We start from the raw sequence: 19,726 nt of genomic DNA, 5'->3' as shown, positions 1-19,726 counted from the left end.
GCCCCGGTCGTCCGTGGTGTCCGAGGGCCCGGTCGCGCCGGGCCGTTGGTCCCCGGTCGGAACGACGCGTCCGGCGGGCGGCAGGGCTCAGAGCAGGCCGCCGGCCCGGAGGTTGAGGGCGGCGACGGCGACCCCGACCGTCACGCCGCCCACCGTGGCCAGCGCCAGGAGCAGCCGCCGGAGGCTCCACCGCTGGATGCGGATGCGCGGGTGCGGCGGGAGCAGCCCGCGGAACTCCGCCACCAGGTCTCGACCGGATCCGTCGATCCGGCGGCGCAGCTGCCGGGGCACGGTGACCGATCCGGTGGCGGCGAAGGCCTCGGCCAGCTCGTCGCGGTCGAAGAACGCCTCCGCCCGTTCGAGCACCCGCTCCGGTCCCACGGCCAGCGCCAGGATCAGCAGCATGTTCGCCAGGTCCACGGCCTGCCGCCAGCGGGAGGGGCGCAGCTCGCCGAAGGAGACGTCGACCAGGACGGCACGACAGCCCTGCGCGAGGACGTTGGACGGCTTGACGTCCCGGTGCGCGGCGCCGGCCGCCCAGAGCCGCCGGATCTGGGCCAGCGCGTCGTCCACCAGGTCGTCCCCCACCGGCGCCTCGAGGATCTCGACGGCTCCGGGGACCAGCTCGGTGACCAGCAGGTACTCCCGTCCCGGCGCGACCTCGACCACGCCGACCGGCTCCGGCACGCGGACGCCGGCATCGCGCAGCAGCCGCAGCATGTAGTCCTCGTGCTCGACCAGCCGGCGGACGGAGGAGAAGGGCGCCTCGTCCTCCAGCCGCCCGTAGCGGAGCACGCGGGCGAGCTTGTACCAGCGGTCCGAACGCAGGTGGGTGCTGGAGTAGAGCTTCCCGAACAGCAGCTCCTCGGGTGGACCGGCCACGCGCAGCCGGCACGGGGTGGAGCCCGCCGAGCCGTCCAGCCGGTAGGGGTCCAGGGCCGTCAGCGTCAACCCGAGCTGCTCCTGGACCGCCCGGAAGACGGCCTCGCGGCGCTCCCCGTCGAGCCGCAGGTGGGCCTTGACCTCCCGGCGGAAGGTCACCGGGAAGGCGCGCTCGGGCGCCAGCAGGTGGAACGCGACGGCGGCCACGCCGCAGCCCAGCAGCGCGCTGAGCAGCTCGCTCGACGTCACGTCGTGCCCCATCGCCACCCGGCCGGCGGCCACCACGGCCAGGACGAGGACGAGCGCGGCCCACCCCCACCGTCGTGGCCGCCCCGACGGCGTGAGCACGAAGAGGGTCGCCGTCGCGACGGTGGCGAGGACCAGCAGTGGCCAGGCCGGCAGCTCCACCGCCTCCGGCGAGCCGGTGACCTCGTCGCGGACGGCCCGGGCCAGGCTCGCGTGGCCCAGGGCCAGCTGCGCCACGGCCGCGACGACCGACACGGTGCCCATGTACACCATCAGGTGCCGCCACCGGGTGGTCCAGGCCAGGACCGCCAGGACCGGGATCCACAGCACCCGGTACCCCAGCGCCGGCCCCACGCCGTCCATGTCGCGGGCCCATCCCGGAGGCCGACCGTTCTCCCCGGTGAGCAGGTCGCGCACCGCCTGGTCGAGGTCGTCCACCAGTCCGGGGTGCGCGCTGCGCAGCAGCAGCCCGCCGACGGCCACGACCACCGCCAGCGACCACCCCCAGACCGGCCGCGGGATCCTGCCGTGGCCGGCGGGCTCCAGTCCCGAGGGCCGGCGCCTCCGGTCCTCGTCCGGCCAGCGCGGCCGGCGCACCTCCAGGTCGCCGATGCGGCTGCGGTGTCCGGTCTCCACCTGCCGTCCTCCCCGCCCGTCCGCACGGTCGCGTCCCGGCGGTGCTCCCGGCATCGTCACCCGCTGCCCGGTCGGGGACCCGGGCCCGCGGTCCCGCACGGCAGGGTCGAACGTCCCGTCGATCCGCGGTCGTCGCCGGCGCCTCAGCGGCCCAAGGTCCCTGCGGCTGGGGTCGGTGGACCCGGGGCCACGTTCCCGGGCGCGCCTAGCGTCGGTCCCGCCCCGTCCACCGTCCATGGGAGTCCTCGTGCCCCGCCTGCTGCCGCTCCTGCTGCTCGCCCTGGCCGGGGTGCTCGTCGGTCTCGTCGACGCGTCCCGGGACGGCGCGGACGACCTGGTGGTGCTGCTCGCCGCCGTCGTCGTCGTCCTGTCGGTGGCCCTCTGGGAGGTCCTGCGCTCCCGGGCCCGCATCTCGCTGCGCCCCGACCTCGCGGCCTGGCTGCGCCGGCAGGGGGCGGCGACCGGCGAACCCGCCGACCGGCTGGCCGACCGGTGCGTGGCCGCCTACCGGGCCGGCCTGACGAGAACCGAGGACCCGGTCCGGTGACCGCTCCGGCCAGCGCCCGCGCCCAGGTCACCGCGCCCGGGGTGATCGTGCTCCGCCGGGGTGACCCGTCCGTGCCCGAGGAGCTCGGGGGCAAGGCCGCCTCGCTGGACCGCCTGGTCCAGGCGGGCTTCCCGGTCCCGCCGACAGCGGTGGTCACCGCGGCGACCTACCGCGCCGTCGCCGCCCAGCCCGGCCTGGCCGGGCTGCTCGCCCGGTTGCGCGCCGGGGAGACCGTCCCCGCGGCCGAGGTCGATGCCGCCTTCCTCGCGGTCCCCGTCCCGCCGGCCCTCCACGAGCAGCTCGTCGCCACGGCTCGGGCCGTCGGTGGCGGCGCGCCGCTGGCCGTGCGGTCCTCCGCGACGGTGGAGGACATGGCCGGCGCCTCGTTCGCCGGCCAGTACCGCTCCTCGCTCGACGTGGCACCGGACGACGTCCTCCACGCGGTGCGCCTGACCTGGGCCTCGCTGTGGCACCCGGCGCCGTGCGCCTACCGGCGGGCGTGGGGCATCAGCAGCGACGACGTCGCCATGCCGGCGGTGCTCATGCGCATGGTCCCGGCGCGCTCGGCAGGTGTCGTCTTCACGGTCGATCCCGGCGGCTCCCCGGACCGGGTGCGGGTCGAGGCCGTGCCCGAGCTCGGCGAGGCGCTCGTGTCGGGCGCCCGCACCCCGGACGTGTGGCTGCTCCCGCGGCAGGCGCTCGACGCCCCCGGGGCACCCCGCCAGGTGCAGGAGGCGGCGCAGCTGGCACTCCAGGTCGAGACGGCGGCCGGCGGCCGGCCGCAGGACGTCGAGTGGGCGTGGGACGGCGACCGCACCTGGGTGGTGCAGGCCCGGCCCATCACCACCGGCCCCGGCCGTACCGACGACGGCGCTGACACCCCGGTCGACGACGCCGAGCTGACCACCGCCGGGATCGGCGAGACGCTGCCCGGCGTCCTCCCTCCCCTGGTGTGGGACGTCGCCTCCTTCCTGGTCGAGGAGGCGCTGCGCAGCGTGCTCGGCCGCTCGTGGGCGCTGCCCGCCGACCGCTGCGGCCCGCACGAGCTGGTGCGCCGCGTCCGCGGTCGGGCCGCCCTGGACCTCGACCTGCTGAAGACCGCCGCCCGCGGCGTCCCGGGCGGCTCGGAGGCGGAGCTGGAGCGCCAGTACTTCGGCTCGGCGGCTCCCGATGCCGACGAGGGGACACCCGCTCCCCGGTGGCGGACCGCGCGGGTCCAGCTCCGGGCCGCCTCGGCCCGGCGGCGCGCGACGGCGGAGGCGGCGGTCGTCCTCGCCGCCACCGACCTGCTCCTCGCCGACCCGCCGGAGCTGCCGGCGATGCCGACCGCCGACCTGCTGGCCTACCGGCGGCGGATGGTCGACCTGGGCACGCGCGCCATGACGGTGGAGCTCGCCGTGGCCTCGGCCGCGGTGGGTGCCTACGCGGAGCTGGAGGCGACCCTCGCGGGGCACCTCGGCGAGCAGGAGGCGGCCGCCGTGGCGCAGGGGGTGACCTCCGGCGCCGGCGCGCGGCGCACGCGGTCGGCCGGTACCTCCCGCTCGGTGTTCGCCGGTCCGACGTGGGCCGAGAGCGGGCAGGAGTCCCTCCCCGACCACCGCTCCCGGCGGCCCGAGCGGGAGGCGGCACGTCACGAGCTGGAGCAGCGGCTGACCGGGCAGCGGGCGTGGCGACGGGTGCGGATCCTCACCGGGCAGGTCGTCGACGTGCGGCTGCACGTGCTCCGCCGGCTCGTGACCGACGCGAGCGACGGGCTGGCCCGCCGCGAGAACGTCAAGGCCGCGGTCCTGGCCCTGGGCGGCGAGGTGCGGCGCGTGCACCTGGAGCTCGGCCGACGGCTGGCCGCGACCGGTGCACTGCCCGACGCGGAGGCGGTCGACCTGCTGCGCGAGCGCGAACTGGCGCCTGCGCTGGCCGGTGTCCCGCCCGCACCGGCCGAGCTCGCCCGCCGGCGCCGCTGGCTGCGGCAGCGCACGGAGGAGCCACCGCTCCCCGTCCGGTTCACCGGCGTGCCGGACACCGCCCCCGTGGCGGTGCCCGTGGGTGACCGCCTCGACGGCTGGGCCGCCGCACCGGGCCGGCACACCGGGCGGGCGCGTGTCCTGCGGGAGCCGGACCCGGACCTCCTCGAGGTCGGGGAGGTGCTCGTGGCCGCCGCGACGGACGCCGGGTGGTCCCCCCTGTTCCTCCGCGCCGGCGCCATCGTCGTCGAGCGCGGCGGCCCCCTGTCCCACGCGGCCATCGTGGCCCGGGAGCTGGGGGTGCCGGCCGTCCTCAACGTCACCGGCGCGAGCTCCGTGCTGGACGGCCGGACGGTGACCGTCGACGGCGATGCGGGCACCGTGCTGCTGCACGCCGGGGAGGCCCGCGAGCAGCGGTCGTCCCGGGCGGCGGAGGAGCCGTCGTGAGGCGCCGGGTGCGCGAGGACTGGTGGGCGCAGGCCGACATCGACCGCGCGCAGATCTTCGTGCCGGCCATCATGGGGGCCGGGATCCTGGTCTCGGCCTTCACGCTGGTCCGGGACGCCCTGCACGGCCGCGACCGGGCGGGCCGGAGCCGGCGGACGGCGCTGCACGCCCTGGCGACCGCCCGGTCCGTCCGGAGCGGGGAACCGCCGGACACCGCCCTCACGGCCGGTGTGCGGCTGCGCGTCCACTACCTCCTCCTGGCGCTCGCAGCCGGGGGGCTGGCCGGCTACGGGGCGCGCGGCGCGACGAAGAACTACACCCAGGCGGAGGGCCTGTTCGGCGCCGGTGTGTCCTGGATGTACGCCCTCCTCCTGCTGGCTGCCGCGGCGCTCGCCGCGGTCGCCGCCGTCGCGCTGGTGGTCTTCCTGCGTTGGCCGGAGGTCCCGGGTCCGGTACGGCCGCTGCTGGCCGGCACCCCGCTCGGCCGGCGCCCACCGCCACCGGGCGCCCCCTCCGGCCTCGGGGTGCTCCTGCTCGGCTGGGCCGCGGTGCTCACCGGTGCGGCGGCGGCCCAGTTCGTCTTCACCGTCGCCGGCGCGCCGCAACTGCTGGAGGGCGTCGACGAGGCCGTGCCCGAGCTACCCGGGTGGACGGGCCTGCCGCTGGAGCTGGTCGGCGCGATACCGGTCGCCGTCGCGCTCGCCGTGCTCGTGGGCCTGCTGACCCGCCGCTGCCCGCCTTTCGCCCTCGGCCAGCTCACCGTGGTCGGTGCGGCCCTGGTGGTGCACCTGTGGTTCACCGACGCGGTCGAGCGCGCGCACCCGCCCGACGGCCCCCTCGCCGGCATGCTGGACTCGCTGCCCAGCGGGCCCGCCCTCCAGGCGACGCTGCTGGCCGGGTTCGTGCCCCTGGCGGTGTACGTCCGCAGCCGGCGGCGCCGCCCGGCCCTGGCCGTCCTCGCCGGGACGGTCGTCCTGCTGGCCGGCTACGCCGTCCTGCTGGTGCGCGACCGGCTCTACTGGCCGTCGGACGTGGGCGCCGGAGTCCTCGTCGGCACGGCGCTGGTCCTGACGACGTGGTGGGCGCTGGAGCGACGACGGTTCCACCGCGACTGCTCCGGCTGTCCCTGGCAGCCGGCGGGCGCCACGCCGTCCCCCGGCCTGCTGACGCTGGGCCCCACCCGGGAACGGGCCGTCCGCCGGCTGGCCCGGGGGTGGCTCGCCGCCGCCCTCCTGCTGTTCGTCGTCCTCGCGCTGGTCGAGGGGCTGCCGACCAGCCCCGAGGGCGACACCATGGGCCCCACCACGTCCCGCGCGGTCCAGCTCGGGCTGCTCGGCCTGGCGGCCGTCGGGCTGCTGGTCGCACTCCGGTTCGAGGCGGTGGGCGCCCTGCTCGCAGCGCTCGCCGGCACGTCGCTGGGCATCTTCGCCGCCCTCACCTACCAGCCCTGGGTGAGCGTGCTCATCGGTGCCGCCTTCCTGGTGCCCGCCGTCGGCTTCTGGCTGGTGTGGCAGCACCGCAGCTCCATGCGCGCCGTCACCACGCTGGCGCTGGTCACGGCGCTGGTGCTCGGTGGCACCTACGGCGCGTCGGCCGCCGTCTTCGACCGGCTGTTCGGACCGGCGCACCCGGTCTCACCCGCGCTCGCCGTCGAGGTCGACCAGGTGCTGTGGGCCTGGTCGGGGGGCGTCACCGGACGGTCGGCCCGGGTGGTGGCCGGCCTGGACGGCCCCGCGTCCGCGGCCCGGCTGGTGGTGGCCCCGGCCGCGGGCGGCGAGCCGGTGCGCTCCGAGCCCGCCGTCCCCACCGAGCGCGACGTGGTGCGGCTCCCGGTCGACGGGCTGGTGCCCGGCACGGAGTACCACTGGGTCGTCGAGGTGGACGGCAGGCCGGACGAGGGCCGCGGACGCGGCAGCTTCCGGACCGCACCCGAGGGCCCGGCGTCCTTCACGCTCGCCGTGTCCGGCTGCGCGCGCACCGGCTCCAGCGGCGCGGTGTTCGACGCCATCCGCGACGTCGACCCGCTGCTCTACCTGCAGACCGGCGACCTGCACTACGCCGACGTCACCCGGAACGACGTCGGCGCCTTCGGCGACCGCTACGAGACCGTGCTCACCGCCCCGGCGCAGGCGGCGCTGTACCGCGAGGTCCCGGTGGCCTACGTGTGGGGCGACCACGACTTCGGCGGGGACGGGTCCGACGGCTCATCCCCCGTGGCACCGGCCGCGCGCCAGGCCTACCGGGAGTACGTCCCGCACCACGCGCTGCCCGCCGACGGTGCCGTGCACCAGGCCTTCACCGTGGGCCGGGTGCGGATCGTGCTGACCGACACCCGGTCGGCGCGCACCGCGACGTCGATGCTCGGCGCCGAGCAGAAGGCGTGGCTGGCGGACGAGCTGGTGCGCGCAGCCCGCACGCACGCGGCCGTGCTGTGGGTCAACCCGGATCCGTGGGTGGCTCCGGACCAGCCCGGCCGCGACGACTGGGGCGGGTACGCCGAGGAGCGGCGCGAGCTCGCCGACGTCATCGCCGGAGCGGGGATCGACAACCTCGTCATGCTCTCCGGTGACGCCCACATGGTCGCCGTCGACGACGGCAGCCACACCGACTACAGCACCGCGGGCGGAGCCGGCTTCCCGCTCCTGCACGCCGCGGCCCTGGACCGCCCCGGCTCGGTCAAGGGTGGTCCCTACAGCGAGGGCGCCTACCCGGGCGCCGGGCAGTTCGGCACCGTCACCGTGGACGACGACGGCGGGAGCGCCGTCACCGTCACCCTCGCCGGCTGGACGTGGACCGGGGAACGGCTCGTCTCCCACCGGGTGACGATGGCCGCGCCCGCGACCTGACGGGACGGGAGGCACCCGGGTCGGGGTCGGAAGACCCTGCTGACCGGGGACACCCCCGCGGTGCACTCCTACGGTGACGACGCAGCTGCAGGTGGGGCACCGGGACGCCGGTCCGACCGGCCCCGAACCGGCCCCCACCCCCCGCTCCCCGGTGCACCGGTATGCCGTGGACCTCGTCCGGGTGGTGCTCGGCGCCGCCGTGCTGGGGCTGGGTTTCCTGGTGGCGCAGCGCGGCGAGCTGCCGACCTTCGAACGCGACCTCTTCCAGCTGGTCAACGACCTGCCACCGGCCGTCTTCCCGGTCGTGTGGGTCGTCATGCAGCTCGGCAACGTGGTCGCCGTCCCCGTGGTCGCCGCCGCCGCGCTGGCCGCGCGGCAGGTGCGCATGGCGCGGGACCTGCTGGTCTCCGGCCTGCTGGCCTACGTCACCGCGGACCTGGTCAAGGGCGTCGTCCGGCGGGAGCGGCCCGGCGGCTTCGCCGTCGAGGTGAACTTCCCCGAAGGGCCGGTGACCGGTCTCGGCTTCATCTCCGGGCACTCCGCGGTCGCCGCGGCCCTGGCCACCGCCGCCGTGCCCTACCTGTCCCGGCGCACCCGGCGGGCGGTGTGGGTACTGGCCTGGACCGTCGCGCTCGCCCGCATCTACGTCGGCGCGCACCTCCCCCTGGACGTCGTCGGGGGCGCGGCCGTCGGCTGGGCGATCGGCTCGCTGGTGCACTGGGTGTTCGGCGTCCCGCGCCGTGACGTGGACGCCTCCCGGCTGCGCCGCCTGCTGTCCCGCCTGGGCCTGCCCGTGCACGAGCTCCGCCCCGCCGCGGTGGCCGCCCGCAGCTCGCACCCGTTCGAGGCCACGACGCCGGAGGGCCGCCGGCTGTACGTGAAGTACCTGGAGTCGGACCGCGCCGAGCGCGACTGGCTGTACCGCCTGTACCGCCTGCTCGCCGTCCGCGACGTGAAGGACGCCGACGCCGTCGCACCGCTCGGCCAGCAGGCCGAGCACGAGGCGGTCGCCGCCATGACCGCCCGCGAACGCGGGGTGCGGACCCCGCGGGTCCTCCTGGCCCGGGGCGGGGACCGGGGCGCGGTGGTCGTGCAGGAGTTCGTGCCCGCGCTACCGCTCGACGAGCTGCCACCCGCGGCCGTCACCGCAGACCTGCTGGCCGGCGTCTGGGAGCAGGTCGGCCTGCTGCGCAACGCACGGGTGGCCCACAACGACCTCGTCGCGGCCAGCGTGCTGGTGGACCAGGACGGCCGGCCCTGGATCGTCGACTTCGGCAACGCACTGACCGGCGCCTCGGACGACTCCCTCGCCGGTGACGTCGCCGAGCTCATGGCCTCCCTCGCGCTGATGGCCGAACCCCGCGTCGTCGTCGACGCGGCCGTGGCCCGGCTGGGAGCGGAGCACGTCGCGGCGGCCCTGCCGGCGCTCGCCCCCCTCAGCCTCTCGGCGGACACCCGCCGACGGCTGCGCGCCCGGCCCGACCTGCTCGACCTGCTGCGCAGCGAGGTGCGGGCGCAGCTGGGTCTGCCCGATCCGCACCGTCCGGAGTTCCCGCCACCGGGGCGGCCGGCGAGGGCCGCCGTCGTCCTGGGGTCGATCGGCGCGCTGGTGGGCGTGCCGCTGCTCGCCGGGGCCGCCCCGCTGGCGGAGGCGGTCGAGCGCGGTGGCTGGCGGTGGCTCGGCGCGGCGCTCGCCCTCGCCGTCCTGGCCCGCGCCGCCATGGCCGCCGGCGCGCTGCTGACCGTGGACCGCCGGATCGCTCTCGGCCGCACGTACGGCGCCGGGATGGTGGCCGACGCCGCGACCCTGCTGCACGGTGGCGACGGCTGGCGGCGCGCGGCCGCCCGCTTCCTGGAGCGTGCCGGCGTCCTGCCCGACGCCGCGGTCGCGGCCCTGGCCCGGTTCACCGCCGGAGCCGCGGTGGCCGCCGTCGTCGTCGCCGGGACGACGCTGGTGCTGGCGCTCGTCGAGGGACGGCTGACCGGCTGGCGCACTCCCGAGGCCCTCGTCCCCGCCGTCCTCGTGGGCCTGGGTTCCTGGGCGCTCGTGCTGACGGGCCAGTGGCTCGCCCTGCGCCGTTCCCGCGGCAGGGGGGCGCCGTCCCTGGTCCGGGAGGACGTCGGCCGGGCCCTCCGCGAGCTGCTCGCCCCCCGCCGGCAGCGCACCGAGGGGCCGGTGTGGCGACGCGGCGCCCAGGTGGCGTGGACGGTGACCGGTGTGTTCCTCGAGGCGGCGGTGCTGGCCGCGGCGCTGCACAGCGTGGGCGGCCAGGTGGCGCTACTGGCCACGGCCACGGTCTACGGCGCGCTGCACCTGCTGTGGTCGCTGGTGCCCGTCACGGCCGCCCCCGGGGCCGCCGACGTGGCGCTCCTGCTGGCGCTGACGGCGCTCGGTGCACCGCTGGCGAGCGCCTGCGCCGGCGTGCTGCTCTTCCGGCTGCTCACGTTCTGGCTCCCCGCGGCGGCCGGTGCGGCCCTCACCGCACAATTCGACCACCGCCTCGGCCCGTGAACGTGGTGCAGCTCGACCGTCCTCGCTCCGACCGGGCTCGGGTGGTGCTGACCAGCCGGGGGGCACGCACCCTGCTCACGGTGGCCGTCGTGGTGGCCGTCTTCGCCGGTGTCCTGCCCCGCATCGCCGACTACGGCGAGGCCTGGGCGCTCGTGCGGTCCCTCACCTGGGGGGAGAGCGCTGCCATCGCCGTGCTGGCGGTGGTCAACGTGCTCTCGTACGCGCCGCTGTGGGTGGCCGCCGTGCCGGGGCTGCGGCTGTGGCGGGCCGTGCTGGCCGACCAGGCGTCCACAGCCATCGCCAACACGGTGCCGGTGGGGTTCGCCTTCGGGGTGGGCACGACCGCCGCCATGTACCACTCCTTCGGGATCGCGCCCGCCGCCATCGCCCGGGCGGTCACCCTGACCGGCGTCTGGAACAACCTGGTGAAGCTCGCGATGCCGGCCGTGGCCCTCGGCGGGCTCGTGCTGGTCCACGACACGACGCCGGCCCTCACGGCGGCCGCGGCACTCGGCAGCGGTCTGCTCGTGCTCGCCATCACGGCGCTGGTCCTCGCCCTCACCTCGCGCCGCGCAGCCGCGGCACTGGCCGGCGCCGCCCAGCGGATCGCCGGTCGGGCGCTGCGCCGGTGGGGCCGCCGGGCACCCACCGGCTGGGTGGTGCAGACGGAGGGCTTCCGGCAGGCGTCCCTCGATCTGGTGCGCCACCGGTGGCCGCAGCTGACGGCCGCCGCGCTGGTCAGCCACACGGCGCTGTTCGTGCTCCTGCTCGGCTGCCTGCGCGCGGTCGACGGGCAGGGCGCCGACGCGTCGTGGCTCGCCGTGCTGGCCGTGTTCTCCGTGACCCGGCTGGTGACGATGGTGCCGATCACGCCCGGAGCGCTGGGGGTGGCGGAGCTCAGCTACGTCGCAGGCCTCGTCGCCATCGGCGTGGACGGCGCCGCTGCGGCCGGCACCGTGCTCGTGTTCCGCCTGCTCACCTGGTTCCTCCCCATCCCGCTGGGGGCGCTGGCGTGGGTGCTGTGGCGCCGGGGTGCGGGACGCGTGCTCCCCGGCGCGGCGCGGGGCTGAGCGTGCGCGTCCGGCGCCGGTGGGGCGATGCCGCGACGGCCGCATGCGCCGCCGCGCTCACCGCCCTGTGCGCGTGGGCGGTGGCCCCCGGGGCCGTCGGGGCGTTCGAACGACGCGTGTTCCACCTGGTCAACGGAGGATCCGACGTCTGGGAGTGGCCGCTGTGGTACTTCCAGCTGCTCGGGGTGCTCGGCATGCCGCTGCTGGTCGCGGCCGGTGCGCTGCTGCGGGGGCACCGGCGACTGGCCGTCGCCCTCGTGCTGCTGGTGCCGCTGAAACTGCTGGTGGAACGGGCCGTGCTCAAGGAGCTGGTCCACCGGGAGCGCCCCGGGACGACGATCCCCGGTGCCGTGCTGCGTGACGTGCCGTCGGCCGGTGACTCGTTCCCGTCGGGGCACGCCGTCATCGCGTTCGGCATCGTCGTGCTCCTCCTCCCCTACCTGTCGCGGAGGTGGCAGGTGACGGTGGTGGTCCTGGCGGTGCTCAACTCGTCGGCCCGCGTCTACCTCGGCGGGCACGCGCCGCTGGACGTGGTGGGCGGGGCCGCGGCCGGTGCGGCCGTCGCGGCCGTGCTGAACCTGGCGTTCGGGGTCCCGGCCCGGCGCCGGTCCCGGCAACCGGTGCCCTAGGTCCCGGTGCCGGGTGCCGTCCGCCGCTCCCTCCCGGGCGCTCCGCGCGCTGAGCTGGACCGGGACGGGAGGTGGGCCGTGGTCGTGGGGAACCGGAACAGGTGGCTCGGCGCCGCCGTCGGCGCCGTCGCGCTGGTCGGCCTGGTGGTGGCCGTCGTCCTCGGGCTCGGAGGCGGTTCCGGCGGCCGTGGGGACGGCGACGCGTCGGGGTCCGGGCCGGCGACCTCGTCCACGCTCCCGTCGTCAGCGGGCCCGCCGTCCCCGGTACCGGAGACACCGGTCCCCGTTGCACCGACAGCGCCGCGGCCCGGCCCGCCCACCACCGTCTCCCCGCCGTCCACCGTCCCGGTACCGGCGGTGCCGGCGACCCTGCGCGGCCAGGACGTCACCACGATCCCCACCGACCGGCCCGTGGTGGCGCTGACCTTCGACGCCGGAGCCGACAGCGCGGGGCTCTCCTCGATCCTCGGCACGCTGGCCGCCGAGCGGGTCCCCGCGACCTTCTTCCTGACCGGCCGCTGGGCGGCCGGCGAGCCGGCTGCCGTCGCGGCCATCCGTGCCGCCGGTCACCGCGTCGGCAACCACTCGACCAGCCACCCGCACCTCCCCCAGCTCTCCGACGGGGCGATCAGGGACGAGGTCCTGGGCGCGGAGCGCACCCTGCGTGCAGCCGGTGCCGATCCGCGGCCGCTGTTCCGCTTCCCGTTCGGGGACCGGGACGCCCGCACCATCGCCGCCGTCAACGACCTGGGTTACGTGGCCGTGCGGTGGACCGTCGACACCCTCGGCTGGCAGGGCACCAGCGGTGGCCGCAGCGTGCAGTCCGTCGTGGACCGGGTCGACGGGGCCCTGCGGCCCGGCGCGATCGTCCTCATGCACGTCGGGGGCCATCCCGACGACCGCAGCACCCTGGACGCCGATGCCCTACCGGACGTGATCGAGCGGATCCGCGCGGCCGGGTACGGGTTCGTCACCCTCGACGCACTCCGTCCGCAGTGAGCTCGTCGAGCCGGCCCTGCAGGCCCGCGTAGGAGAGCGCGAGGAAGGACACCGTCAGGTCCCCCGACTCGCGCACCGCCACGGGGACGACCCCGGTGACCGGTGCGCCGGCGATGGACGTGGCCGACCACAGCCCGCCGGTCCCGCCGCAGCCGACGGACGACCAGGTCGGCCACCGCGGAGCGGGTGAGTGCCGAAGGTCGGCGACGGTGCGGGCCTCTCGGCCCCCAGGTAGGGACTTCCGGACCCGGTGCGGGCCACACCGGGCCACCGAGGCTGAGGGGCGGCCGGGGACCCGGCCCCCGCCGCATCCCGCGATCCGGAGCACCCATGCCCGCCCAGGGGTCCGTCCCTGCCCCCGACGTCCTGCGCCGACGTCGCCGGTTCGCCGAGCACCTGCTCGCCTACGCCCTGGTCAACACCGTGCTCGTGGTGGCCTGGCTGGTCGGTGCCCTCGCCACGGGGGCCTGGTTCCCGTGGCCGCTGGTCCCGCTGGCGGTCTGGGGCACGGCGCTCCGGGTGCACCGGCGCGCCGCGTACGCCCGCCGCGACGAGGCCGTCCGGGACCGGGGGTGACCGGGGACGTCACGGCCGGGGCGGGCACGTCCCTGGCCGGCCTCACGGAGGCCGAGGCGGCCCGGCGCCGGCCCGAGGGTGGCAACCGCCTGCCGGTGGAGGGGCCGCCTTCACCGGTGAGGCTGCTCGCCGCCCAGCTGGTGCACTTCTTCGCGCTCCTGCTCTGGGCGGCGGCGGCTCTGGCCTTCATCGGCGGGATGCCGCAGCTGGGCGTCGCCATCGGGGTGGTCGTCGTCCTGAACGGTGTCTTCGCCTTCGTGCAGGAGTACCGCGCCGACCGCGCCGCGGAGGCCCTGCGCGATCTGGTGCCGCACCGGGTGACCGTCGTCCGGGACGGCCGCCGGCAGCAGGTGGACGCCGTCGACCTCGTCGTCGACGACCTCGTCCTCCAGGAGGCCGGTGACCGGGTGGCCGCCGATCTGCGAGTGCTCGACTCGCACGGGCTGCGCGTGGACGAGGCACTCCTGACCGGCGAGAGCGAGCCCGTGGGCAAGGGCCCCGGCGACCCGCTGTCCGCCGGGTGCTTCGTCGTGGAAGGTGAGGCCTCGGCCGTCGTCACCGCGATCGCCGGCGACACCAGGCTGGCGTCGATCGCGACGCTGACCCGCACGGTCGAGCGCGCCAGGACGCCGCTGGCCCGGGAACTCCACCGGGTCGTGCGCACGGTGACGGTGCTGGCGGTGGGCATCGGCACGGTCTGCTTCGCGGCCGGGTCCCTGCTCGGCCTGCCCGCGGGCGAGGGCTTCCTGTTCGCGGTCGGGGTCACCGTGGCGCTGGTCCCCGAGGGGCTGCTGCCCACGGTCACCCTCTCCCTGGCCCGCAGCGCCCAGCTGCTCGCCGGCCGGCACGCCCTGGTCCGCCGGCTGGAGTCGGTGGAGACGCTCGGATCGACGACCTTCATCTGCACCGACAAGACCGGCACGCTCACCCAGAACCGCATGGCGGTGGTCCGCGTCTGGACACCCGCCGGCGAGGTCGCCGTGGAGGGCACCGGCTACGAGCCGACGGCGCAGGTGCACGGCACCGCGGACGCCGTCCGGGCCACGCGTGAGCTGGCCCGGACCGCGGTCGTCTGCTCCACCGGCCGGGCGCAGCGGGAGGAGGAGGGTGACTGGATCGCGATCGGCGACCCGATGGAGGCCGCCCTCGACGCGCTGGCCCGCCGGGTGGACCTCCCCGGCACGGTCGCCGGCACTCCCCCGGGCGCCCGGCGCTTCCCCTTCGACCCGCGACGTCGGCGGATGTCGGTCTGGGAGGACGGGGTGCTCTCGCTCAAGGGCGCACCGGACAGCGTGCTGGCCCGGTGCACCGACCCCGCCGGAGCCGCCGAGGAGGCGGCCCGCCTGGCCGCCGACGGGCTGCGGGTGCTCGCCGTCGCCCGACGCAGCGGGCCCCTGCCCGAGGACGCCGACGCCGACGCCGCCGAGCGGGACCTCGAGCTGCTCGGCCTGGTCGGGCTGGAGGACCCGCCCCGGCCCGGCGTCGACGAGGCGCTGGCCCGCTGCCGCGAGGCCGGCATCGCGGTCGCGATGATCACCGGCGACTCCGGGGCGACGGCCGAGGCGATCGCGCGGCAGACCGGCCTGTGGCGGCCGACCGGCCGCCTCCTCGAGGGCCGGGAGCTCCCGGCCGACGAGGCGGCGCTCGGTGAGCTGCTCGACGCCGACGGCACCGTGGTCTGCCGGGTCGCACCCGAGGACAAGCTGCGGATCGCCCGCGCGCTGCAGGCCCGGGGGCACGTCGTCGCCATGACCGGGGACGGCGTCAACGACGGACCGGCGCTGCGGGCCGCGGACATCGGCGTGGCCATGGGTGTCGGCGGGACCGACGTGGCGCGCCAGGCGGCCGACCTCGTGCTGCTCGACGACCACTTCGCCACGATCGTCGACGCCGTCCGCCAGGGCCGGGCGACGTTCGCCAACATCCGCCGCTTCCTGACCTACCACCTGACCGACAACGTGGCCGAGCTGACGCCCTTCGTCGTCTTCACGGTCACCGGCGGCTCGGTGCCGCTCGCGCTCGGCGTGCTCCAGGTGCTCAGCCTGGACATCGCCACCGACCTGCTCCCCGCCCTGGCCCTGGGCGCCGAACCGGCGTCACCCCGGGTGCTGGAGGGCCCGCCGCCCCGCCGCCGGCTGGTCGACCGGAGCCTGCTGCGCCGGGCGCTGCTCGTGCTGGGGCCGGTGGAGGCGACCATCGCCATGGCGGCCTTCCTCGCGGTGCTCGTGCCGTCCGGGTGGAGCTACGGGGCCGACGTGGCCCCGGGCACCCTGGCCGCCGCCTCCGGAGCCGCGTTCGCGGCCGTCGTCTTCGGCCAGTTCGCCAATGCCTTCGCCTGCCGGAGCACCAGCCGCCCGGCCTGGCGGGTGGCCTGGCGGACCAACCGGCTGCTGGTCTGGGCGGTCGCCGTCGAGTTGTTCGTGCTCGTGGCGATGCTGGCCGTCCCGCCGATCGCCGACCTGCTCGGGCAGCGGGTCCCGCCGCCGGCCGGCCTCGCCGTCGCCGCGGCCGCGATCCCCGTGGTGCTGCTCGCCGACGCCGCGGCGAAGCGACTCGCCGCCCGGCGCCGGCGCCCGTCGGGGTGACTGCCGGCCGGCGAGGTCAGCCGCGTGGTGCCGCGCCGCCGCTGAGCACGGGCGCCGTGCCACCGGGAGCCGGCGGTGCGGGTGCGGGCGGAACCGCTCCGGTGCCGGCGTCGGGGGGCGTCAGCCGGGCGCGGTGCACGGCGAGGACCACCAGCAGCGCACCGGCCGCGAACAGCACGCCGCCGGCCACGAGGAGTCCGGCGGCCAGTCCGGTCAGACCCGGGACGGTGGCGCCGGCCCGGACGTCCGCGTCGATCCCGGCCGCGCCGTCGGCCCGCATGAGCACCACCGTCCAGTCCCCGTCCGTGGGTCGCCAGTCCAGCACCTGCGTACCGGGACCCGAGGTGGAGGCGACCCAGACGTCCGCCGCGCCGGGCGGGGTGCCGGGGGCGACACCGGGCCGCTCCTGGAGCCGGCCCTCGTCCATCCCGCCACCGCCGCCCTGCCACCCCTCGTCGCGCGGACCGATCCCGTCCATCCGGGAGTGCCGCACGCCCGCCAGGTAGCCGGCGACGTCGGAGGACCGGCCCACGCCGAGGAACAGCTGGTCGCCGGCGTCGGCCGGGGTGGCGATGACCCGGGCGGTCCCGAGGAAGTCGTCGAGCACCCACTGCCCGCCGTCCACGTCGAGCTCGATGTCGTCGCTGGCCACGGCGTACCCGTCGACGTCGACGGCGACGTCGCCGCTGAGCAGCACGCCGTCCTCGCGCTGGGTCTGGTCGGCCCACAGCAGGCCGCCCCCGCCGAAGAGCAACCCCGTGGAGAGCGTGAGCAGCAGCGCCCCGGCGACCACGGAGACGATCCGGCCGCCGGTCCAGTGGCTGCGGGACGTCCCCGCCGGCGCCGTCCCGGTGGTGGTGGCCCCCTGCGGCTCTCCGGCGGACGTCCCGGTCGACGGGCCGGTGGCCACCGGTGGGGGAACCGGCGCATGCCCCGGATCGGTGCCGCCCATGTCCAGGCGGAACGGCGGATAGCGGTCGGTCATCAGGGCGGCGTAGGCGGCCACCCGCAGAGCCCACCGGTCCATGCCGACCACGAACTCGTGCACCGGCGCCGGGTACCGGCCGGTGAACAGCAGCACGACGCCCGCGACCAGGACGAGCAGGGCCACCAGGCCGCCGGCGGCCCATCCGTCGTCCCAGGCACCCCCGGCCGTGCCCGCCGTGCCGAACCAGACGCCGCCGCCGACGAAGAGCGCAAGCACGACGTAGTGCGGCAGCGCGAGCAGCCAGCTCTTGACGAGCACCAGCCCGCGGGAGAGCCGCTCGGGACGGGGCACGTCCAGGCGGGCGGGGTAGTCCGGGTCGTCGGCCAGGCTGAACGGCGGGTACCGGTCGGTGCCGAGGGCCGCGTAGCCGTAGTAGTGCACCCGCCAGGACCAGCGCAGCACCCCGACGTTGAAGTCGAAGACCGCACGTGGGTACCGGCCGGTGACCAGGATCGCGACGAAGGCCCCCACCGTCAGGACGACGAAGGCGACCCACAGGAACGCCAGGACGACGTAGTGCGGGAGCAGCAGCAGCCACTTGACCAGCCACAGCCAGCGCGAGAGGGGCGGGTCCAGGATCCCGTCCACCCGGACCGGATAGGGCTCGCGGTGCTCGGTCATCGGGGCCTCCTCCGTCCGCCGCAAGCCGTGGTGCGCGGCGATCCACCGAGCGTGGACCCCAACCCTCAGCGGCGGGACGGGCGAACGTCCGTCCCGCGACGGACCGAAGGCCCGCCCGGGCAGGCCGGAGGCGCGGCCGGTGGTCCCGGCACGACGGGACGTTCGTCGGGACCGGTGGGGTCCGCCGTCCCCGGGGCCGCAGGAGCCGCGCGGCCGATGATGGGAGGGATCGCCGTCGGAGGAGTTCGCGTGGCCGCTGACCCTGCTCTGGACCCGCGGACGGTCGCCCGCGCGCTGGAGGACGCGGTCGGGTCGGTGCTCCGTGCGCCGTCCGTGCCCGACGCCCCACCGTGGCGGCTCGCGCTGCGTGCCGGGGTGCTCGAGGTGTGCGCCGACCATTCCCGCCGGCCGGCGACGCCGGACCGCCACGGGCGGGGCCTCGCCCAGAGCGCCGGTTCCGCGCTGCTCGGCGTGCGGGTGTCACTGGCCGCCACCGGCCTCGCCGTCGAGGTGCACCGGCTGCCCCGCCCCGGCGACCCCGACCTGCTGGCCACGGTGACGCCCGTGCGCGGCCTCCCCGACGCGGAGCTCGCCGCCCTCGCACCGGCCGTCACCGCCGGGCAGCCCGCTCGGGGGCACCTGTCCGCCGAGCGGGCGCCCGAGGACCTGGTGCGGGCGCTCGTCCGGGCCGCGGCCGCCGAGGGGGCGACGCTCCTGCCGGTGCTGCGGGAGGACCACCTCCGGCTGCTCGTGCACCTGGTGCGCGAGGCGGACCGTGCGCAGCACGCCGACCCGGCAGCCCGCGCCGGGCAGGTGCTCTGGACCACGCGGCAGCCGGAGTCCGGGGTCGCCCGGCCCACCGGGGACGGATCGGGCACCGGCCGGACCCTGGCGCTGCTGGTCACCGACCGGGACGACGAGCTCGCCTGGCTGCGGTCCGGCGAGGCCCTGCGGCGTGTCCTCCTGGTGGCCGCCACCCACGGCTGGGCGGGCGATCCGCTGCCGCAGGTGGTCGAGGTGCCGGTCGTCCGCCTGCAGGTCCGCTCCGCGCTGACCTGGGACGCGCATCCGCAGCACCTGCTGCACCTGGGGCGGGTCGTACCGCCCCTCGCCGCCCGCTGACCACCGCCGGCACCACCGTCGTCCCCCGGTCCTCCCGGTGGCTGCCGGGGGGCTGCCGCTCAGGCGTGCAGCACGGCCGCCCCGCCGAACCGCCCGTGCGCCAGGTCGGCGAGCGCTCGAGGGGCGTCCGCCATCGGGTACGCCACCGTGGTCGCGGCGATGCCGAGGCGGGCCGCCAGCCGCATGAACTCCTCGCCGTCACGCCGGGTGCTGGCGGTGACGCTGCGCAGCCGCCGCTCCTCGAACAACTCCCGGGCGTAGTCCAGCCCGGGGATGCGGGAGAGCCAGATGCCGGCGACCGCCAGGGTGGCGCCGCGGTCGAGGGCCCGCAGGGCGACCGGCACCAGCTCCCCGGCCGGCGCGAAGAGGATCGCGCCGTCGAGCGGCTCGGGCGGGGCGTCGGTCGCGTCCCCGACCGAGTCCGCACCGAGTGCCCTCGCCAGGCGGCGGTTGTGCTCGCCGCGGGTCAGCACGTGCACCCGCAGTCCCTGGCCGAGCGCCACCTGGGCGGTCAGGTGCGCGCTGCCGCCGAAGCCGTAGATGCCCAGCCGGCCGCCGGGCGGGACCGCGGCGCAGCGGAGGGCGCGGTAGCCGATGATCCCGGCGCACAGCAGCGGGGCGGCCTGCTCGTCCGGTAGCTCGTCCGGGAGCCGGTGGGCGAACCGCTCGTCCACCAGGCACGCCTCGGCGTACCCGCCGTCGAGGTCCCAGCCGGTGAACGACGGCGACGTGCACAGGTTCTCCTGGCCGCGCCGGCAGAACCGGCACGTGCCGTCGGTGCCGCCCAGCCACGGGACGCCGATCCGGTCCCCGATCGCGAAGCGACCGGCCCCGGGACCGAGGGCGTCCACCCGTCCGACCACCTCGTGCCCCGGGACGACGCCCGGCCGGCGCTGGGCGAGGTCGCCCTCGGCCAGGTGCAGGTCCGTGCGGCAGACACCGCAGCAGCTCACCGCCACGCGCACCTGGCCGGGCCCGGGCTCGGGCAGGGCCCGCTCCACCCGGCGCAACGGCCCGGCGTCGATCGGCGCCGGTGCGGCGACCGTCCACGCCTGCATC

At 77.1% G+C, this 19,726-nt stretch carries 13 protein-coding genes; 10 read left to right on the top strand and 3 right to left on the bottom strand.

Going from position 1 to position 19,726, the window contains the following annotated elements; translation table 11 throughout:
* Positions 1 to 87 precede the first annotated feature (87 nt).
* Positions 88 to 1,764, bottom strand: a complete 1,677-nt coding sequence (locus O2W17_RS18830; RefSeq protein WP_269193981.1) for a hypothetical protein — start codon at positions 1,762 to 1,764, stop codon at positions 88 to 90.
* A gap of 247 nt (positions 1,765 to 2,011) precedes the next feature.
* Between O2W17_RS18830 and O2W17_RS18825 the strand changes: the two genes are divergently transcribed.
* The 9 genes from O2W17_RS18825 (at position 2,012) to O2W17_RS18785 (ending at position 15,936) form a co-directional block, all read left to right on the top strand.
* On the top strand, positions 2,012 to 2,311 hold the full coding sequence (locus O2W17_RS18825; protein ID WP_269193980.1) for a hypothetical protein: 300 nt from the start codon (positions 2,012 to 2,014) through the stop codon (positions 2,309 to 2,311).
* On the top strand, positions 2,308 to 4,719 hold the full coding sequence (locus tag O2W17_RS18820; RefSeq protein WP_269193979.1) for a PEP/pyruvate-binding domain-containing protein: 2,412 nt from the start codon (positions 2,308 to 2,310) through the stop codon (positions 4,717 to 4,719). The genes O2W17_RS18825 and O2W17_RS18820 overlap by 4 nt, the downstream gene beginning before the upstream one ends.
* Positions 4,716 to 7,565, top strand: coding sequence for an alkaline phosphatase D family protein (locus O2W17_RS18815; RefSeq protein ID WP_269193978.1), 2,850 nt, complete (start codon positions 4,716 to 4,718; stop codon positions 7,563 to 7,565). Before O2W17_RS18820 ends, O2W17_RS18815 begins: the two co-directional genes overlap by 4 nt.
* A gap of 73 nt (positions 7,566 to 7,638) precedes the next feature.
* Positions 7,639 to 10,077, top strand: a complete 2,439-nt coding sequence (locus O2W17_RS18810; RefSeq protein ID WP_269193977.1) for a phosphatase PAP2 family protein — start codon at positions 7,639 to 7,641, stop codon at positions 10,075 to 10,077.
* The gene (locus O2W17_RS18805; RefSeq protein WP_269193976.1) at positions 10,074 to 11,147 is read left to right on the top strand and encodes a lysylphosphatidylglycerol synthase transmembrane domain-containing protein; all 1,074 of its coding nucleotides are present in this window, start codon (positions 10,074 to 10,076) and stop codon (positions 11,145 to 11,147) included. The genes O2W17_RS18810 and O2W17_RS18805 overlap by 4 nt, the downstream gene beginning before the upstream one ends.
* A 2-nt stretch (positions 11,148 to 11,149) precedes the next feature.
* Positions 11,150 to 11,776: a phosphatase PAP2 family protein gene (locus tag O2W17_RS18800; protein WP_269193975.1), complete on the top strand. Its 627-nt coding sequence runs from the start codon at positions 11,150 to 11,152 to the stop codon at positions 11,774 to 11,776.
* 357 nt (positions 11,777 to 12,133) lie between these two features.
* Positions 12,134 to 12,775, top strand: a complete 642-nt coding sequence (locus tag O2W17_RS18795) for a polysaccharide deacetylase family protein (protein WP_269193974.1) — start codon at positions 12,134 to 12,136, stop codon at positions 12,773 to 12,775.
* Between the two features lie 330 nt (positions 12,776 to 13,105).
* Complete coding sequence (locus O2W17_RS18790; RefSeq protein ID WP_269193973.1) at positions 13,106 to 13,351, top strand: 2TM domain-containing protein; 246 nt, start codon at positions 13,106 to 13,108, stop codon at positions 13,349 to 13,351.
* On the top strand, positions 13,348 to 15,936 hold the full coding sequence (locus O2W17_RS18785; RefSeq protein WP_269193972.1) for a cation-translocating P-type ATPase: 2,589 nt from the start codon (positions 13,348 to 13,350) through the stop codon (positions 15,934 to 15,936). Before O2W17_RS18790 ends, O2W17_RS18785 begins: the two co-directional genes overlap by 4 nt.
* A 16-nt stretch (positions 15,937 to 15,952) precedes the next feature.
* Here the strand turns inward: O2W17_RS18785 and O2W17_RS18780 are convergent, their stop codons facing one another.
* A complete protein-coding gene (locus tag O2W17_RS18780) occupies positions 15,953 to 17,545 on the bottom strand; it encodes a DUF4389 domain-containing protein (protein ID WP_269193971.1) in 1,593 nt (530 codons plus the stop codon).
* Positions 17,546 to 17,794: 249 nt separating this feature from the next.
* Here O2W17_RS18780 and O2W17_RS18775 point away from each other — a divergent pair, with 249 nt between their 5' ends.
* The gene (locus O2W17_RS18775; RefSeq protein WP_269193970.1) at positions 17,795 to 18,667 is read left to right on the top strand and encodes a hypothetical protein; all 873 of its coding nucleotides are present in this window, start codon (positions 17,795 to 17,797) and stop codon (positions 18,665 to 18,667) included.
* A 59-nt stretch (positions 18,668 to 18,726) separates the two neighbouring features.
* On the opposite strand, the gene O2W17_RS18770 is transcribed toward O2W17_RS18775, so the two are convergent.
* The gene (locus O2W17_RS18770; RefSeq protein ID WP_269193969.1) at positions 18,727 to 19,725 is read right to left on the bottom strand and encodes a zinc-dependent alcohol dehydrogenase family protein; all 999 of its coding nucleotides are present in this window, start codon (positions 19,723 to 19,725) and stop codon (positions 18,727 to 18,729) included.
* Position 19,726 lies beyond the last annotated feature (1 nt).

Source organism: Blastococcus sp. VKM Ac-2987, from assembly GCF_026967805.1.
Taxonomy (GTDB): Bacteria; Actinomycetota; Actinomycetes; order Mycobacteriales; family Geodermatophilaceae; genus Blastococcus.
Note: the sequence above shows the minus strand (reverse complement) of the source record. Positions and strands in the feature narration are given on the sequence as shown.

Coding starts and splice junctions, on each gene's coding strand:
- O2W17_RS18790 (WP_269193973.1), top strand. CDS start 13,106: ATGCCCGCCCAGGGGTCCGTCCCTGCCCCCGACGTCCTGCGCCGACGT.
- O2W17_RS18780 (WP_269193971.1), bottom strand. CDS start 17,545: ATGACCGAGCACCGCGAGCCCTATCCGGTCCGGGTGGACGGGATCCTG.
- O2W17_RS18770 (WP_269193969.1), bottom strand. CDS start 19,725: ATGCAGGCGTGGACGGTCGCCGCACCGGCGCCGATCGACGCCGGGCCG.